The 16,842-nt window shown below is 27.7% G+C and carries 15 protein-coding genes; 14 read left to right on the forward strand and 1 reads right to left on the reverse strand.

Features of this window, described 5'->3' with window-relative positions:
- Positions 1-24: 24 nt before the first annotated feature.
- From HCG70_RS05755 to HCG70_RS05795, 9 genes are all read left to right on the forward strand, one after another.
- Positions 25-705: a hypothetical protein gene (locus HCG70_RS05755; RefSeq protein WP_055277687.1), complete on the forward strand. Its 681-nt coding sequence runs from the start codon at positions 25-27 to the stop codon at positions 703-705.
- A gap of 25 nt (positions 706-730) precedes the next feature.
- Complete coding sequence (locus HCG70_RS05760; protein WP_078061327.1) at positions 731-1,516, forward strand: ClpP family protease; 786 nt, start codon at positions 731-733, stop codon at positions 1,514-1,516.
- Positions 1,517-1,644: 128 nt separating this feature from the next.
- Positions 1,645-4,038: a DNA translocase FtsK gene (locus HCG70_RS05765; protein WP_195948525.1), complete on the forward strand. Its 2,394-nt coding sequence runs from the start codon at positions 1,645-1,647 to the stop codon at positions 4,036-4,038.
- Positions 4,039-4,113: 75 nt separating this feature from the next.
- Positions 4,114-5,451, forward strand: a complete 1,338-nt coding sequence (rimO, locus tag HCG70_RS05770) for a 30S ribosomal protein S12 methylthiotransferase RimO (protein ID WP_042398678.1) — start codon at positions 4,114-4,116, stop codon at positions 5,449-5,451.
- Complete coding sequence (pgsA, locus tag HCG70_RS05775) at positions 5,435-6,022, forward strand: CDP-diacylglycerol--glycerol-3-phosphate 3-phosphatidyltransferase (protein WP_042398680.1); 588 nt, start codon at positions 5,435-5,437, stop codon at positions 6,020-6,022. Before rimO ends, pgsA begins: the two co-directional genes overlap by 17 nt.
- 171 nt (positions 6,023-6,193) lie before the next feature.
- Positions 6,194-7,237: a recombinase RecA gene (gene recA / locus HCG70_RS05780; protein WP_042398682.1), complete on the forward strand. Its 1,044-nt coding sequence runs from the start codon at positions 6,194-6,196 to the stop codon at positions 7,235-7,237.
- A gap of 263 nt (positions 7,238-7,500) precedes the next feature.
- Positions 7,501-9,042, forward strand: coding sequence for a ribonuclease Y (gene rny, locus HCG70_RS05785; RefSeq protein WP_042398684.1), 1,542 nt, complete (start codon positions 7,501-7,503; stop codon positions 9,040-9,042).
- Positions 9,043-9,228: 186 nt separating this feature from the next.
- The gene (locus HCG70_RS05790) at positions 9,229-9,489 is read left to right on the forward strand and encodes a stage V sporulation protein S (RefSeq protein WP_042398685.1); all 261 of its coding nucleotides are present in this window, start codon (positions 9,229-9,231) and stop codon (positions 9,487-9,489) included.
- A gap of 108 nt (positions 9,490-9,597) precedes the next feature.
- Positions 9,598-9,858 (forward strand): HPr family phosphocarrier protein, encoded by a 261-nt coding sequence (locus HCG70_RS05795; protein ID WP_042398687.1) that lies wholly within the window; start codon positions 9,598-9,600, stop codon positions 9,856-9,858.
- A 53-nt stretch (positions 9,859-9,911) separates the two neighbouring features.
- Here HCG70_RS05795 and HCG70_RS05800 read toward each other — a convergent pair whose 3' ends face one another.
- On the reverse strand, positions 9,912-10,136 hold the full coding sequence (locus HCG70_RS05800) for a DUF378 domain-containing protein (protein ID WP_221697554.1): 225 nt from the start codon (positions 10,134-10,136) through the stop codon (positions 9,912-9,914).
- A 135-nt stretch (positions 10,137-10,271) separates the two neighbouring features.
- Here HCG70_RS05800 and purB point away from each other — a divergent pair, with 135 nt between their 5' ends.
- The 5 genes from purB to HCG70_RS05825 all read left to right on the forward strand — a co-directional run bounded on the left by purB (position 10,272) and on the right by HCG70_RS05825 (position 16,735).
- Positions 10,272-11,702, forward strand: coding sequence for an adenylosuccinate lyase (gene purB / locus HCG70_RS05805; protein ID WP_042398693.1), 1,431 nt, complete (start codon positions 10,272-10,274; stop codon positions 11,700-11,702).
- Between the two features lie 160 nt (positions 11,703-11,862).
- The gene (locus tag HCG70_RS05810) at positions 11,863-13,707 is read left to right on the forward strand and encodes a hypothetical protein (protein ID WP_221697555.1); all 1,845 of its coding nucleotides are present in this window, start codon (positions 11,863-11,865) and stop codon (positions 13,705-13,707) included.
- 100 nt (positions 13,708-13,807) lie between these two features.
- Positions 13,808-15,736, forward strand: a complete 1,929-nt coding sequence (locus HCG70_RS05815; RefSeq protein ID WP_195948526.1) for an ATP-binding cassette domain-containing protein — start codon at positions 13,808-13,810, stop codon at positions 15,734-15,736.
- An 85-nt stretch (positions 15,737-15,821) separates the two neighbouring features.
- Positions 15,822-16,430 (forward strand): acetate uptake transporter, encoded by a 609-nt coding sequence (locus tag HCG70_RS05820; protein ID WP_042398701.1) that lies wholly within the window; start codon positions 15,822-15,824, stop codon positions 16,428-16,430.
- Between the two features lie 116 nt (positions 16,431-16,546).
- Positions 16,547-16,735: a hypothetical protein gene (locus tag HCG70_RS05825; protein ID WP_042398705.1), complete on the forward strand. Its 189-nt coding sequence runs from the start codon at positions 16,547-16,549 to the stop codon at positions 16,733-16,735.
- Positions 16,736-16,842 lie beyond the last annotated feature (107 nt).

Here is a 16,842-nt window from a genome sequence, read left to right on the forward strand (position 1 = left end):
AAGAAACTCTAGAGGTGTTGTTATATGCGAAAGAAATTTTTCTTATTTAACTTAATATTAACTATATTACTAACTATAAATAGTAATTTAGTATATTCAGAACCTATTGAGAGTGAGGAAGGAGAATCGAAAGAAAACAGTGAGGGTGAGCCATATAGAAGGTTAGAAGATGTAAAAAAAGAGTTAAAGGAGGAACGTCACAAAGTTGATCAGCAAAGATTAGACGATATAAGAAAAAAAGAAGAAGAAAAAAAGGCAAATGAAATTGAAAATGGTGAAAATATGCCTGAAAAAACTACAGAAGAGAAAAAACAAAATGATAATAAAAAAGAAAATGAATCAATTCCTAAGTTAATAGTTAGATTAAGAGGGAAACATTCTACTAAATACTTATGTAGTTATAACTTTACTATAACAAATGAAAATACAGAAAGTGAACTTGCTGGTAGTAATTATGATGATTATAAAGTTTTGTTGAAGAAATCTTCATTAAAGGTAAGACCAGGTGAGTTGATAAATTTTGAGTTTAGTGAAAAACCTAAAAAAATTCGTGCGTATATATGGGATGATGAAATAACTGAATTAGAAATGACTAGAGGAAGTATTAGAGTTCCTAATTATGATAAGAAAATTGTAGTTGGAATTGAAGGGACATATAAAAATGGAAAAATACTTTATGCTGTAGTTTTAGATATAAGAGGTTAAATGAAAAAAATAGGAGGATAACTTTATGGATGTTAATTATAATGTTACATACGGAAATGAAAATGAATTGAAATGTACTGGAAATATAAATAGTGAAAATGAGACTGGAAATGAAAGTGAAAAACATGAAGAGGAAAGTTTGAAGAAGGACCAAGCAAAACTATCTGAAATCAGAGAATTAGGAAATACCAATATGACTGGGCCAGATCAAAGTATTCAAATACTTCCTATAATCGGTCAAGTTGAGGGGCATGTTGTATTACCACCACAAACAAAATCAACAAAATACGAACATTTAATTCCACAATTAATTTCCATGGAACAAAATGATAAGGTTAAAGGAGTATTAATTGTTTTAAATACAGTAGGAGGAGACGTAGAGGCTGGATTGGCCATAGCAGAAATGATTTACTCATTATCAAAACCAACAGTTTCTATTGTAATAGGTGGAGGACATTCTATTGGTGTTCCATTAGCAACATCAGCAGACTATTCTTTTATTACACCATCTGCAACTATGATTGTACATCCTGTTAGAATGAATGGATTTGTAATAGGGGTAGCTCAAACTTTCCATTATTTTAAGAAGATGCAAGAAAGAATTAATAGTTTTATTGTAAGAACTTCAAAAATTGATAAAGATGAATTAGAAAGAATGATGTTAAAGTCAGATGAATTATTAAATGATATGGGAACAATGTTGATTGGAGAGCAGGCAGTTGAATGCGGATTAATTGATAAAGTTGGAGGTATAAAAGAAGCATTAGCTAAATTAAATGAATTAATAAAGGAAAAAGAAGAGGAAAAATAAAATATGAAAACAATGAAAAGAAATTCCATATAGGAGTTTCTTTTTTGTTTGAAATGTGTTTAAAATATTTATAAGCTATAATATAATAAAATTTACTAAAATGATGTTTTAAGTACAGAGGTGATTTGATGGGAACGGGCAGTAAAAAGAAGAATACTAGTAAAAAGAAAAAAGATTCATCTATTGAAAAGAAAGGAGATATCAAAGCTATAATATATGTTGCTGTAGGAATTTTATTATGTTTTTCAACATATACAGATTTAGCTGGGATTTTATCTATATTTACACGAAGAGTGATGTATCATTTTATCGGAGTAGTTGTTTATATCATTCCGATATATTTAATATATTTTGGTATAGATACAATAAAATCAAAGGGAACTATTAAATATTCTAGAAGGTTTTTTAGTATTACATTAATGGCTGTAGTAATTTGGTTGTTTTGTAGTACTATTTCTATCAATTTTGCTGTAGGGCAAGGAATTAGTAAAGGATTTATAGATACAATTAGAGAAATGAAGTTTTCAACTAATTATAGTATGCATGGTGGCTTTTTAGGATTTATAATAGCTTATCCTTTATCTATGTTAATAGGATATATAGGAAGTTACATATTATATATTACATTGTTTGCTATAGGAAGTATCTTATTAATGGATATAACATTATATGATATATATGTTAAAGGTAAGGGATTGATAGATGGACTTGTAGGAGGTGGAAGAAGCAACGTTAAAAATCAAAAAAGTAAAGTTAGTAAGAAATCTGAAAGAAAGGTTACTAATGATACTATAGAAGTTATTGTTCCAGAAAATGATAATAACGAGAAAGAAGATTTTATTAAAGGTATAAATAATAAAATACAAATTTTAGACTTTATGAGAAATTCTGAGCTACAAGATGTAAATCCTCTTCAAGACTTTGATTTAGATAAAGATTTCTCTAGTGAATCTGGGATGCAAGAAGAATATATTGTTGCTAAAGGTAGTGAAACTAAAAAGATAAACAAAAATTTATCTCATGATGATAAAGAAGTTGTAAGTAAGGAAATTGAAGAATCCTTAAATGAATCAGGTGAAGTACAAAAAAAAGAATATGCTTTTCCTACAATGGATTTATTAAATATAAATTCTAAATTAAAACTTAAAAATGAAGATAAAAAAGACTTGATAGATAATGCTAATAAGCTTGAAGAAACACTTTCTAATTTTGGAGTTGAAGCAAAAGTAGTACAAGTTACTAAGGGGCCTTCTGTTACAAGATTTGAATTACAGCCAAGTCCAGGAGTTAAGGTTTCTAAAATAGTTAACCTTCAAGATGATATTGCTTTAGGCTTAGCAGCAAATGGTGTTAGAATGGAAGCGCCAATTCCAGGTAAAGCAGCTATAGGTATAGAGGTTCCTAACAAGAAACAATCTCCGGTATTTTTAAGAGAAGTATTAGATTCTAAGGAATTTACTAATACATCAAAAAATTTAGCTTTTGCATTAGGAAAAGACATTACAGGCAAATGTATAGTTGGTGATTTGAGTAAAATGCCACATATGTTAATTGCAGGTGCTACTGGATCAGGTAAGTCAGTATGTATAAATTCTCTTATAATAAGTTTATTATACAAGTACTCTCCAGAACAGGTTAAGTTACTTATGGTTGACCCTAAGGTTGTTGAATTAAGTGTTTATAATGGAATACCACATTTGTTAATACCTGTTGTTACAGATCCAAAGAAAGCAGCTGGTGCATTAAATTGGGCAGTAAATGAAATGAATAAAAGATATAATTTATTCTCTCAAATGAAAGTTAAAAATATAGAATCTTATAATAAGCTATATGAAAAGGGTGAAATACAAGAAAAGCTACCTTATATAGTAGTAATAGTAGATGAGCTTGCAGACTTAATGATGGCATGTCCTAATGATGTTGAAGATTATATTTGTAGATTGGCACAAATGGCTAGAGCTGCTGGTATGCATTTAATAATTGCTACTCAAAGACCTTCAGTTGATGTTATTACTGGGGTAATTAAAGCAAATATTCCATCAAGAGTATCATTTGCAGTATCTTCAGGAACTGACTCAAGAACTATACTAGATCAAGTTGGAGCAGAAAAACTATTAGGTAGGGGTGATATGTTATATTATCCTATAGGTGAAAATAAACCTTTAAGAGTTCAAGGAGCATTTATTTCAGAAGAGGAAGTTGAAAATGTAGTTGAGTATATTAAAAACTCAGAAGATGATGTTGATTATTCAGAAGATATTATTAATCATATAAATAGTGAATCAAGTAATGAAGCTGCAATGAGTAGTAGTGATACTGATGAATTGCTAGAAGAAGCAATGAAATTGGTTATTGATTATCAACAAGCATCAACATCTTTTATTCAAAGAAAATTAAGAGTAGGATTTAATAGAGCATCTAGGATTATGGATGAACTAGAAGAACATGGTATAATATCAGAAAAAGATGGAAGTAGACCAAGGCAGGTATTGGTTGGTAAAGAAGATAGATATAACGAATAACAATATAAAATACTTGTAAATATGAGATAGTTAAATTAAAATAAGTATTATTATTTATACTTAGGAGGAAAAAAGTTGAGTAAATATAAAGTTGGAATGGTTAGTTTGGGATGCGACAAAAATAGAGTAGACTCAGAATTAATCTTAGGAGCTATAAATAAACATTATGAAATTACAAATAACGCTAAGGAAGCAGATATAATTATAGTAAATACATGCGGATTTATAGAAAGTGCAAAGCAAGAATCTATTGATACTATTTTAGAAATGGCTGAGTACAAAAATAAATATAAATGTAAAATGTTAATTGCTACTGGGTGTTTAACTCAAAGATATGGTGATGAATTATTAGAATTAATTCCTGAGATAGATATATTAATGGGAGTTAATGATTATATGAAATTACACAGATTAATCTTAGATTTTATCAAAGATCATAAGAGAATTTCATCAGCAGCTTATAGTGATGAAGGGGTTAATGAAGGTATTAGATTATTAACAACTAAGCAACATACAGCTTATGTTAGAATAGCAGAAGGATGCAATAACTTTTGTACTTACTGTATAATACCTAAAATAAGAGGAAAATTTAGAAGTAGATTAGAAAAAAATATTTTAGATGAAGTAAATCTTTTAGTTAACAATGGAGTAAAAGAAATAATATTAATAGCACAAGATTTAACTGATTATGGTGTTGATATTTATGGAAAAAGAATGCTTCATGATTTAGTTAGAAAAATTTCATTAATTGATGGAGTAGAATGGATTAGACTTCTATATTGTTATCCTGAAGAAATTACTGATGAATTAATTGAAGAAATTGCAAATAACGATAAGGTTGTGAAGTATTTAGATTTACCTATTCAACATATAAGTAGTAAAGTGTTAAAGCAAATGGGAAGAAGAACTAATAAGGAAACTATAATTGATAAAATAGAAACTTTAAGAAATAAGGTTCCTAATATAGCATTAAGAACATCATTAATAGTAGGATTCCCAGGAGAAACAGAAGAAGAATTTAATGAATTAGCAACATTCTTAAAAGATTATAAGCTTGAAAATGTAGGGGTATTTGCATATTCACAAGAAGAGGATACGCCAGCAGCAATAATGGATGGCCAAATAGAAGAAAATATAAAGAAAGAACGTCAAAACACATTAATGGCTATTCAAAGAGATGTTGTTAAAGAACAAATTAAATTGAAAATAGGAAATATTTATGATACCATAATAGATAGCAACAATGGAGAATATTTCATTGGTAGAAATTACGAAATGGCTCCAGAAATCGATGGGCTTATCTATATTAAGAAGCATGACGGATTAAGTATAGGCGATATAATAAAAGTTAAGGTTACTGATGTTATGGAGTACGATTTAATAGGGGAGATTTTTGATGAACTTAGCAAATAAATTGACAATGATTAGGATATTTCTAGTTCCAGTATTTTTAGTTTTTATAGCAGTAAGGGATATTCCATATGGTTCAATAGTTGCAACAGCGGTATTTATAATCGCATCGATTACTGATCAACTTGATGGTCATATAGCTAGAAGTAGAAATCAAATAACTAATTTTGGGAAATTTATGGATCCATTAGCGGATAAGTTACTAGTTACAGCGGCATTAATTTCATTGGTTGAATTAAATATGATACCAGGCTGGGCTGTAGTAATAATAATTGCAAGGGAATTTGCAGTTTCTGGTCTTAGAACTTTAGCTGCATCAGATGGTATTGTAATTGCTGCAAGCTGGTGGGGAAAAATAAAGACAGTAACTCAAATGGCTGCAATTATTACATTATTAGTAGAAGTTAATATTGTCTCATCACAAGCAGCAATTAATTTTGTAAGTAATAATGCATTTTTAAATGGGTTCTTTACTTATGTTCCTAATATTTTATTAATATTAGCTGTAATAATTACAATAATTTCAGGTGTTGATTATTTTGTTAAAAATAAGGCAGCTATTTCTATGAAATAAGGTTTAATAATGAAATAAATTGGTTATAATTCAAAGAGTTCCTTCTATATAAAGAATATATAGAAAGGGCTCTTTTTTCAATAAAAAATTATAATATATGTTGACTACAAATAAATAATACTTTATAATTAAAAACATAAGAACAAATGTTCATGAAAGGGTGATTATTTAATGGCAAATATTGATGAAAATAAATTAAAAGCAATTGAGAATGCGATGAGTCAAATTGAGAAACAATTTGGTAAAGGGTCTATAATGAAATTAGGTGAACATAGCACTTTAAATGTAGACTCAATTTCTACTGGATGTCTTGATTTGGACATAGCTCTTGGAATTGGAGGAGTACCAAGAGGTAGAATTATTGAAATATATGGACCAGAAAGTTCAGGTAAAACTACAGTTGCATTACATGTTGCAGCTGAAGCTCAAAAGTTAGGTGGGGCTGTTGCTTTCGTAGATGCTGAACATGCATTAGATCCAAGTTATGCTAGAAACCTTGGTGTTGATACAGAAAATCTTATAGTATCTCAACCAGATACAGGAGAACAAGGGCTTGAAATAGCAGAAGCATTAGTTAGATCTGGAGCCATAGATGTACTTGTAGTTGACTCAGTAGCAGCTTTAGTGCCAAGAGCTGAAATTGAAGGTGAAATGGGTGATTCTCATGTTGGTTTACAAGCAAGATTAATGTCTCAAGCTTTAAGAAAATTAACAGGTACTATAAATAAATCTAAATGTGTTGTTATTTTCATTAATCAATTAAGAGAAAAAGTTGGAATTATGTTCGGAAACCCAGAAACAACAACAGGGGGAAGAGCTCTTAAGTTCTATTCAAGTATTAGAATGGATGTTAGAAGAATCGATTCAATTAAGCAAGGTGATGAAATTGTTGGTAACAGAACAAGAGTAAAAATTATGAAGAACAAAGTAGCACCTCCATTTAAACAAGCTGAATTTGACATAATGTATAATGAAGGAATATCAAGAACAGGAAATATTGTTGATGTTGGTGTTAAAGAAAATATTGTTCAAAAGAGCGGAGCTTGGTTCTCTTATGGGGATATAAGATTAGGTCAAGGAAGAGAAAATGCTAAACAATATTTAAAAGATAATCCTGAAATTGCTCTTGAAATAGAAAATAAAATTAGAAGTAAATATGAATTACCGCTAATGGTAGATAAAACTAAAGGGTCAGCTAAAAAAGTTAGCGAATAAATAATAATTAAGGATATGTAGTTTTTATAAATTGCATATCCTTTTTAATATAAATAAATAAATAGGAAATACTATTAATGAAATATCTTTAAGCAATTTAGTGTGTATACATAGCAAGGAACTAATCTTGACATATTTTTGTTTATAAGGTAAAATAATAACAAATACTGGTTTATCATATTCATAGGGACAGTGAGAATAATATGACACCTAGACGTTCTCTATTAAATTATAAATAGAGATTTATACGAGGAGGTGTTAGTTTGGAGATATTAACAATTATATTGGTTGATATTGTTGTATTAGCGGTATTCGGGTTTATCGTATACAAGGCAATACAAAAGGCCACACAAAAGAAGGTTTTATTTTTAGAAAATGAAGCTAAAGATTTAGTTGAAAAGGCTAAAAGAGAAGCTGAAGCTGCTAAGAAAGAATCTATTTTAGAGGCTAAAGAAGAGGTTCACAAACTAAGAAATGATTTAGACAGAGATTCTCGTGAGAGAAGAAATGAAATTCAAAGGCTTGAAAGAAGAATTCTTCAAAGAGAAGAATCTTTAGACAAAAAGAGTGATCTATTAGAAAAGAAAGAAGAAACTATCAATAAAAGATTGCAAGAAATTGATCAAATGGAAGAAAGTGTTCAGCAGTTACATGCTAAAAGAAGAGAAGAATTAGAAAGAATATCTACTTTAACTTCAGAAGAAGCTAAAGAAATTCTTCTTGGAGAAGTTAGAAAGGAAGTTTCTCATGATGCAGCTTTAATGATTAAAGACATTGAGTCAAAGGCTAAAGAAGAAGCTGATAAAAAAGCAAGAGAAATTATAACTACTGCAATTCAAAGATGTGCAGCAGATCATGTATCTGAATCTACAGTTCATGTTGTTGCTTTACCAAATGATGAGATGAAGGGCAGAATTATTGGAAGAGAAGGTAGAAACATAAGGACACTCGAAACATTAACAGGAGTAGATTTAATTATTGATGATACTCCAGAAGCGGTTATTTTATCTAGCTTTGATCCTATAAGAAGAGAAGTAGCTAGAATAGCACTAGAAAAATTAATTGTAGATGGAAGAATACATCCAGCTAGAATTGAAGAAATGGTTGAAAGAGCCAAAAAAGATGTTGAAAATGATATTAAAGAAGAAGGCGAACAAGCGACTTTAGAAACAGGTGTACATGGTTTACACCCTGAAATTATAAGACTTTTAGGAAGATTAAAGTATAGAACTAGCTATGGTCAAAATGTGTTAAAGCATTCAATAGAAGTTGCATACTTAGCAAGCGTAATGGCTTCAGAGTTAGGTCTTGATGTAAATTTAGCTAAAAGAGCAGGTTTATTACATGACATCGGTAAAGCAATAGATCAAGAGCAAGAAGGACCTCATGCATTAATCGGAGGAGATTTTGCTAAAAAGTATCATGAATCAGCATTAGTTGTAAATGCTATTGCTGCTCACCATGGTGATGTTGAAATGATGTCTATGGAAGCTGTTTTAGTTCAAGCAGCTGATGCAATATCAGCAGCAAGACCAGGCGCTAGAAGAGAAACGTTAGAAGCTTATATTAAGAGATTAGAGAAACTTGAAGAAATTGCAAATTCTTATGAGGGCGTAGATAAGTCATATGCCATTCAAGCTGGAAGAGAAATTAGAATCATGGTTAAACCAGAACAATTAGACGATGCTGGTTCAATTGAATTAGCACGTAATTTAGCTAAAAGTGTTGAAGAACAATTAGAGTATCCAGGGCAAATTAAGATCAATGTAATTAGAGAAATAAGAGCAGTGGATTTTGCTAAATAAATAAAAAAATGCATTTTGTATTATTACAAAATGCATTTTTTATATTTTTTTTAAAAATTTTTTAAATTTTTTTTAAAATTAAAAGGAGATTTCAGTCTTTTGTAGAATATATAATCATATAAGTAATTATAAGAATTTATAAACAATCATATGTAAACGATTTTAAATCAGGAGGTAGAAATACAAATGGAAGTATTAAAAGTATCAACAAAATCTAATCCAAATTCAGTGGCAGGTGCTCTAGCAGCAATTATTAAGGAGAAAAATATTGTAGAAATACAAGCTGTAGGTGCAGGTGCAATAAATCAAGCAGTAAAGGCTATAGCAATTGCAAGGGGCTTTGTTGCTCCAAGTGGAAGAGACATAGTATGTATACCTGCCTTTACTGACATAGAAATTGATGGTGAAGAAAGAACAGCTATAAAATTAATTGTACAACCTAGATAAAAAATAAGTTTATATTAAAAGACATTTTAGTATTGAAATTATTTTAAGGACAGTATATAATGTAATCGTTAGATATATAATATATTATACGTAAAGAGGTGTGTTTTAATGGTATCTAAAGAAGTAATAGTAAACAATGGAACTGGTTTACATGCAAGACCAGCGACTTTATTAGTTAAGAAAGCTTCATCTTTCAAATCTGATGTAAGCATTGAATTTAACGGAAAGAAAGCTAACGTTAAAAGCTTAATTGGTGTTTTATCTTTAGGAGTTACTAAAGGAGCTAACATCACAGTTACAGCTAGCGGTGATGATGAAACTTTAGCAGCAGAAGAAATCGCTAAATTAATCGAAACTTTAGAAGACTAAAATAAAAAAAGTGCGTAAGCACTTTTTTTTATTTTATTGTATGTTTTACTAGTTTACTTATCTGTATTAAATGTTATAATATTACATCTAAATATTAAAGATATTAAATCAATAGCACATATTAATATTAAAATATATATCATTCTTAAAATAGTAGGTGAACCATCACATAATACTGATAGAATATTAATATTAAATATTCCTATTATCCCCCATGTTAATGATCCTAGTAAAACTACAATGGCTGAAAACTTATCAAAGGTACTTAATTTACACATAATAATTCCTCCGTAATATGTATTATAATAAATAATATGAAAATTTTTTTTTATTATTACTAACAAAAAAAATAAAAATATGATATAATACGAATTATATTATGTTAAAAGCATAAATTATTCGGAGGTGTTCAAATGACAAACTTATACAATTCGCCATTAAACTCTAGATATGCATCAAAGGAAATGAGTTATATATTTTCTGATGATATGAAATTTACAACTTGGAGAAAGTTATGGGTTGCTTTAGCTGAAGGGGAAAGAGAATTAGGAATAAATATAACAGAAGAGCAAATTAATGAGTTAAAAGCTAATATAGATAATATAAATTACGATGAGGCAAGAAAAAGAGAAAAAGAAGTAAGACATGATGTTATGAGTCATGTATATGCATATGGATTACAATGTCCTCATGCAAAAGGAATCATACACTTAGGTGCTACTAGCTGCTATGTTGGGGATAATACTGATATAATAATAATGAGAGATGCATTATTATTAACTAAGAAAAAGATAGTTACAGTTTTAAATCATTTATCAAATTTTGCAATGAAATATAAGGATATGCCTACATTAGGATTTACACATTTTCAACCTGCTCAATTGACTACAGTTGGCAAGAGAGCTACATTATGGATGCAAGATTTAGTTTTAGATATAGAAAATATAGATTTTCTATTAAGTAAATTGAAACTAAGAGGGGTTAAAGGTACAACTGGAACTCAAGCAAGCTTTATGAATTTATTTGAAGGTGATGAAAGTAAAGTTAAAGCATTAGATACATATGTAGCTGAAAAAATGGGATTTGAAAAGAGTTATGGAGTAACAGGACAAACATATCCTAGAAAAATTGATTCTATAGTTTTAAATACTTTATCAGAAGTAGCACAAAGTGCATATAAGTTTAGTAATGATTTAAGATTATTACAAAGTATGAAAGAAGTAGAAGAACCATTTGAAAAACATCAAATTGGATCTTCAGCTATGGCATATAAGAGAAATCCAATGAGAAGTGAAAGAATGGGTGCTTTAGCAAGAACAGTTGTAGTTAATGCTTTAAATCCTGCAATAACAGCTTCTACGCAATGGTTTGAAAGAACATTAGATGATTCAGCTAATAAGAGAATATCAGTAGCAGAAGCTTTCTTAGCTTTAGATGGTGTTTTAAATCTTTATATTAATATTGCTGAAAATATGGTTGTTTATGATAAAGTAATAGCTAAACATGTTAATGAAGAATTACCATTTATGGCAACAGAAAATATAATGATGGAATCAGTTAAAAAGGGTTGCGATAGACAAGAGTTACATGAAAGAATTAGAGAACATTCAATGGCAGCAGCTCAAAGAGTTAAGGGTGAAGGGTTAAATAATGATTTAATTGAAAGAATCATGGCAGATGATTACTTTAGATTATCAAGAGAAGAAATTTTAGCAATAATCGATCCACAAAAATTTGTAGGTAGAGCTCCAAGTCAAGTTGTTGAATTTATTGCTGAATATGTTTCACCTATTATAGATGAAAATAAGGATGCATTAGAAATAAAAAGTGAAATTACTGTTTAGTTAAAATATTAATCTACTTTAAGTTAATTGAAATTAACTTAAAGTAGATTTTTTATTAAATATAGCTTATTTATAGTGTAATCTAACTAATATTGTAATGTAATTTATTTAGTAATCATATGTTATAGTAAATAATACAATAAGGGGATTACACTAAATAATGAAAGAGATTTATGAATATTTATTGAAAAACTCAACTTTTGATAACTTAATTAAAAACTATATACAAGGGAATAGAATTGCTATAATTAGAAATAATGAAAAAAGTGATTATGTTATAAATTATTTACAAGAATATATATTAAACAATGCTACTGTAGAAGGAGTTGAAAAGAAATATAAAGATTTGAATTCATGTTACAATTTAGATTCAATTAAGTCAAAGAAGCTTATAGTACTTAATAGAGAGATAAATAATAATAAAAGAAATATTATAAATACATTTCTGACATTCATAGAAAAAGATAATTTAGGAAGGTCATTAAATGATTTATATTCAATAACTAAGAAAAGTTTAGATTTTAAAGATGAATCTTTTAGGTTTTTTTCGATTTTAAGTAAATGTAAAGAAGTAATTGGAAATGAAGAAGAAACAGTTGTAGAAGAAATCGATAAAATTATTGCAGGAAATTATATTAATATATATATAAAGTATTTAAAGTTTAAAGGAAATAAAAAGTTTGAAATTATAAAAGATAATATAGATGTAAGTGATATAAAAAAAATAATAACAAAATTAAGTGGCATTTTGAATAATAGTTTTGCATTTATGCCTCCTATCTATAATAATGAATACACGAGTGATTTTGAAAATGAAGAAATTTATTATAAAAATTATACTCCTGAACAGTTGCTAGAAGAAGTCAAAAAAATTAATTACAAACATAATAAAAAATTGTTAGGGGAAATCGTAGATATAAAGTGGTATAAATTCTCTCAAATATTTAATTATAAGAAAATAACTAATAAAAATAAACAAGTTCAGGATGCTTATTATAAAAGAGAAAAAGAGATTTATAATCAATATATGGAGAATATTGATAATTTAAAGTTATTTTCAAGTTCATTCAAATTTTTAACTCAGGTTTTTAAAGAAAAGGTATTAGATGAAATTGATGATAATGTATCGAATGAAGATAATTTATATGAATGTATACTAAATTTAAAAGAAACATTAACTACATATGAAGAATTTTTAAGTTTAGAAAATAAAGTTAAATCTTTAAGTGATATTCAAAGAAATATATTAGATTATTGTTATGATAAGATTGATAATAAGAATGATTTAGAGAAAATAATTAGATTCATACCAAGTTATTATTTATATGAAGAAATTGAAGAGGATGAGCTTAAATATGAGGAAGAAATAATTGAGTATGAATATGTAGATGAAAGAATAAGGAATCTACATTTAGCTTTAAAAGCATATGACGATATTATTCCACAAGTATTAAAGGAATATAGTTATAAAAATACAAATGATTATCTTAAAGAAAACAAAATTGATATTAACAAATTAGATTTTATAGAAGTAATTGATAATAAATATGAAGAAAAAAATTATAAGCTTTTATCTAATTTATATCCATTTTTAATTATTAGTAAAGAGGAGTACGATGCTAACAAAGAAATCATAAATAATAGTTTTCAAGTTATTATAAAAAGTGAAGATTTCTTAATTAGTGATGATATTAAGGAATATAAAAGTGAAATTTCAACTAATGAGAGATTAGATAAGGGGATAACTAACTTGCTTTCTAATTTAGGTTATCACATATATGAAGATGAAAAGGATAAATCACTTTTATATGTATCTGGATGCAAGGGTAAAGATGAAATTAAAACAATATTTATAAATAATAAAGAAGAATTTAATGTTAATATCTTAATAAGATTATTAGATATTATAGATAAAAGAGGAGAATTGATATATATATGGTATAGGAATTGGTGGCTAAATAAAAATGAAGAAGTACAAAGATTACATTTTCTATTAAATAGGTAAGGATATATTAGGCATAAATTTAGTATGCCTAATTTTTTTGCATTAATTTATATAAATGTGATAAAATTAGTGAATAAATTACTAATCAAAGGAGAAGACGATGAATTTAATAACAGTTGAAAATATAAAAAAGACATATAGTGAAAAAGTTTTATTAAATGATGTTTCATTTGGAATTAATGATGGTGATAAAATAGGGCTTATTGGATTAAATGGTAGTGGAAAGTCTACATTATTAAAAATAATAACAGGAAGAGATGAGTTCTTTGATGGAAGTATTACAAAAGGTAAGGGAGTAAGAGTAGAGTACCTTTCACAAAACTCAGAGTTTGATGCTAATGCAACAGTTTTAGAACAAGTATTTAATAGTGATACCCCTGAAATGAAATTGTTGATGGAATATGAAAATTTACTAGATAAAACTAAAAATGAAGAATTTAATGAAGATATTAACAATAGGCTTATAAAAACTCAAGAAAAAATTGATTCCTTAAATTTATGGAATTTAGAAAGTGAAGTTAAAGTTATATTAACTAAGCTTGGAATAAATGATTATACTATGAAAATGGGTACTTTATCTGGTGGACAAAAGAAGAGGGTATTTTTAGCATCAGCATTAATAAAACCATGTGAGTTACTTGTACTAGATGAGCCTACTAACCATTTAGATTCAGGATCTATAGAATGGCTAGAAGAATATTTAAATAATAGAAAAGGTGCATTATTAATGATTACTCATGATAGATATTTCCTAGATAGAGTATCTAATAAAATTTTAGAATTAGATAGAGGAAATATATATACTTACATAGGTAATTATAGTGCATTCCTTGAAAAGAAAGCTGAAAGAATAGAATTAGAAGCAGCTAGTGAAGAGAAAAGGCAAAAGTTAATATTAAAAGAGTTGAAATGGGTAAGAAGAGGGGCTAAAGCTAGAACAACAAAACAAAAGGCAAGGCTTCAAAGATTTGATGATTTAATTAATGAGGAATATATAGCTCCAAAGGCTAATTTAGAAATGTCTTTCATTGGAACTAGATTAGGTAAAAAAATTATAGAATTGAAAAATATAAGCAAGGGATATGGAACTAAAAATCTTATAGATAATTTTAATTATACAGTATTAAAAGAAGATAGAATTGGAATTATTGGAGACAATGGAGTAGGGAAAACAACACTACTTAATATAATTAGAAACTCTATTACTCCAGATGAGGGGAATATAGAAATTGGTGAAACTGTAAAGATATCTACATTTTCTCAAGATGATTCACATATGGATTTATCTATGAAAGCTATTGATTATGTTAAAGAAGGAGGAGAGTGGATTCCTACAGAAGATGGAACTAAAATAAGCGCCTCTCAGCTTGCAGAACGTTTCTTATTTGATGGTACAATGCAATATACAATGATAGAAAAGCTTTCAGGAGGAGAGAGAAGAAGACTTCATTTACTAAGGGTGCTTATGGAAGCTCCAAATGTATTAATTTTAGATGAGCCAACTAATGATCTTGATATAGAAACATTAAAAATACTTGAAGATTTTATTGATGAGTTTATAGGTGTTGTAATTGTTGTTTCCCATGATAGATATTTCTTAGATAGAATTTGTAATAAGATATTTTCATTTGAGGGTAGAGGATTAATTAACATATATAATGGAAACTATAGTGATTATTTAATTAATAAGGAAATTAAATTTTTAAAAGAAAAAGAAGCGGAGCAAAATAATAAAGCTGAAATAAGTAAGAAAAAAACTTACGTGAAAAATAAAGACGAAAGACCAAAGTTTACTTTTAAAGAACAAAAGGAATTTGAAACTATATACACTGATATTGAAGCTATAGAAAATAAAATTGCAGAAATAGAAGAGGAAATGATAAAAAATTCAAGTAGTTATGGTTTATTAAATGAATTAGATCAAGAAAAAACTAAGCTTGAAGAGGAATTATTAGAAAAGTATGAACGTCAAGAATATTTAGAAGATATAGCAAAAAAAATAGAGGAATATAATAGTAAAAAGCAATAAAAGAATATAACTTATTGACAAGAATTTAAGTTTCTGATAATCTTGATAAGGTCGTAATAAAAGTTATATTTTTTAGGAGGAAATTATGGAAAACACGCAAAAGATAAAAATTGTAACTGCTGATCCATCAGCATTAGGATTATTTGGACTAGCAATAATTACTTTAGTAGCTTCATCACAAAAATTAGGAATAACTTCAGGGGTAGCATTAGTATTCCCATGGGCAATATTCCTAGGAGCAACAGCACAATTATTTGCATGTATTAATGATTTTAAACATGATAACACATTTGGAGCAACAGCATTTGGAGCATATGCATTCTTCTGGTATGCAATGGGATTCACTTGGTTAATCCAAAATGGAGTATTTGGTGAAAAGTTAGCTGCAACAGCAGATACTAAACAATTAGGATTTGCATTTTTAGGATATTTAATATTTACAATATTCATGACAATTGGAGCAATGGAAACTCACAAAGTATTATTCACAATATTTGTTTTAATTGATTTCTTATTCTTAGGATTATCATTAAATTCATTTGGAATAATGCCAGAACTTTCACATGGATTAGCTGCTTGGTCAGAATTATTAATAGCTATTATGTCATTCTACGGATGTGGTGCAGCTGTATTAAATAAGCACTTTGGAAAGGTATTTTTACCAGTTGGTAAGCCTTTTGGAATATTTAAATAATACACTTAATATTAAAAGGAAAAGTTTTATAAACTTTTCCTTTTTTCTTTATAAAAATAAATGTATGTTGTATACTTAAAATATAATTAAACAAATGAATAAATAAGGAGTTAATTATGAAGATTAAAGTTACAGTTAAAGGTCAAAAAGATCCGATTATTTATTCTGGTGACAGAATCGATGTTTTGGATTTTGAAATGAATGGAGAAATGTATAAACAAATAAGATATTTCAGAAAAGGATTTTCAAAATCAGAATTATTAAAAGCTGATTTAATAACAAAAATTATTGAAGTTGAAAAATAAACGTATTAGATAATGCGTTTATTTTTTTATTTAAAATTAAATTAATAAAATTTATTTGCTAGAATATAATTTAATTTAAATAAAAGCGAATTATATAAAAATAAAAA

This window comes from Clostridium sp. K04 (assembly GCF_019734375.1).
GTDB lineage: Bacteria > Bacillota > Clostridia > Clostridiales > Clostridiaceae > Clostridium > Clostridium saudiense.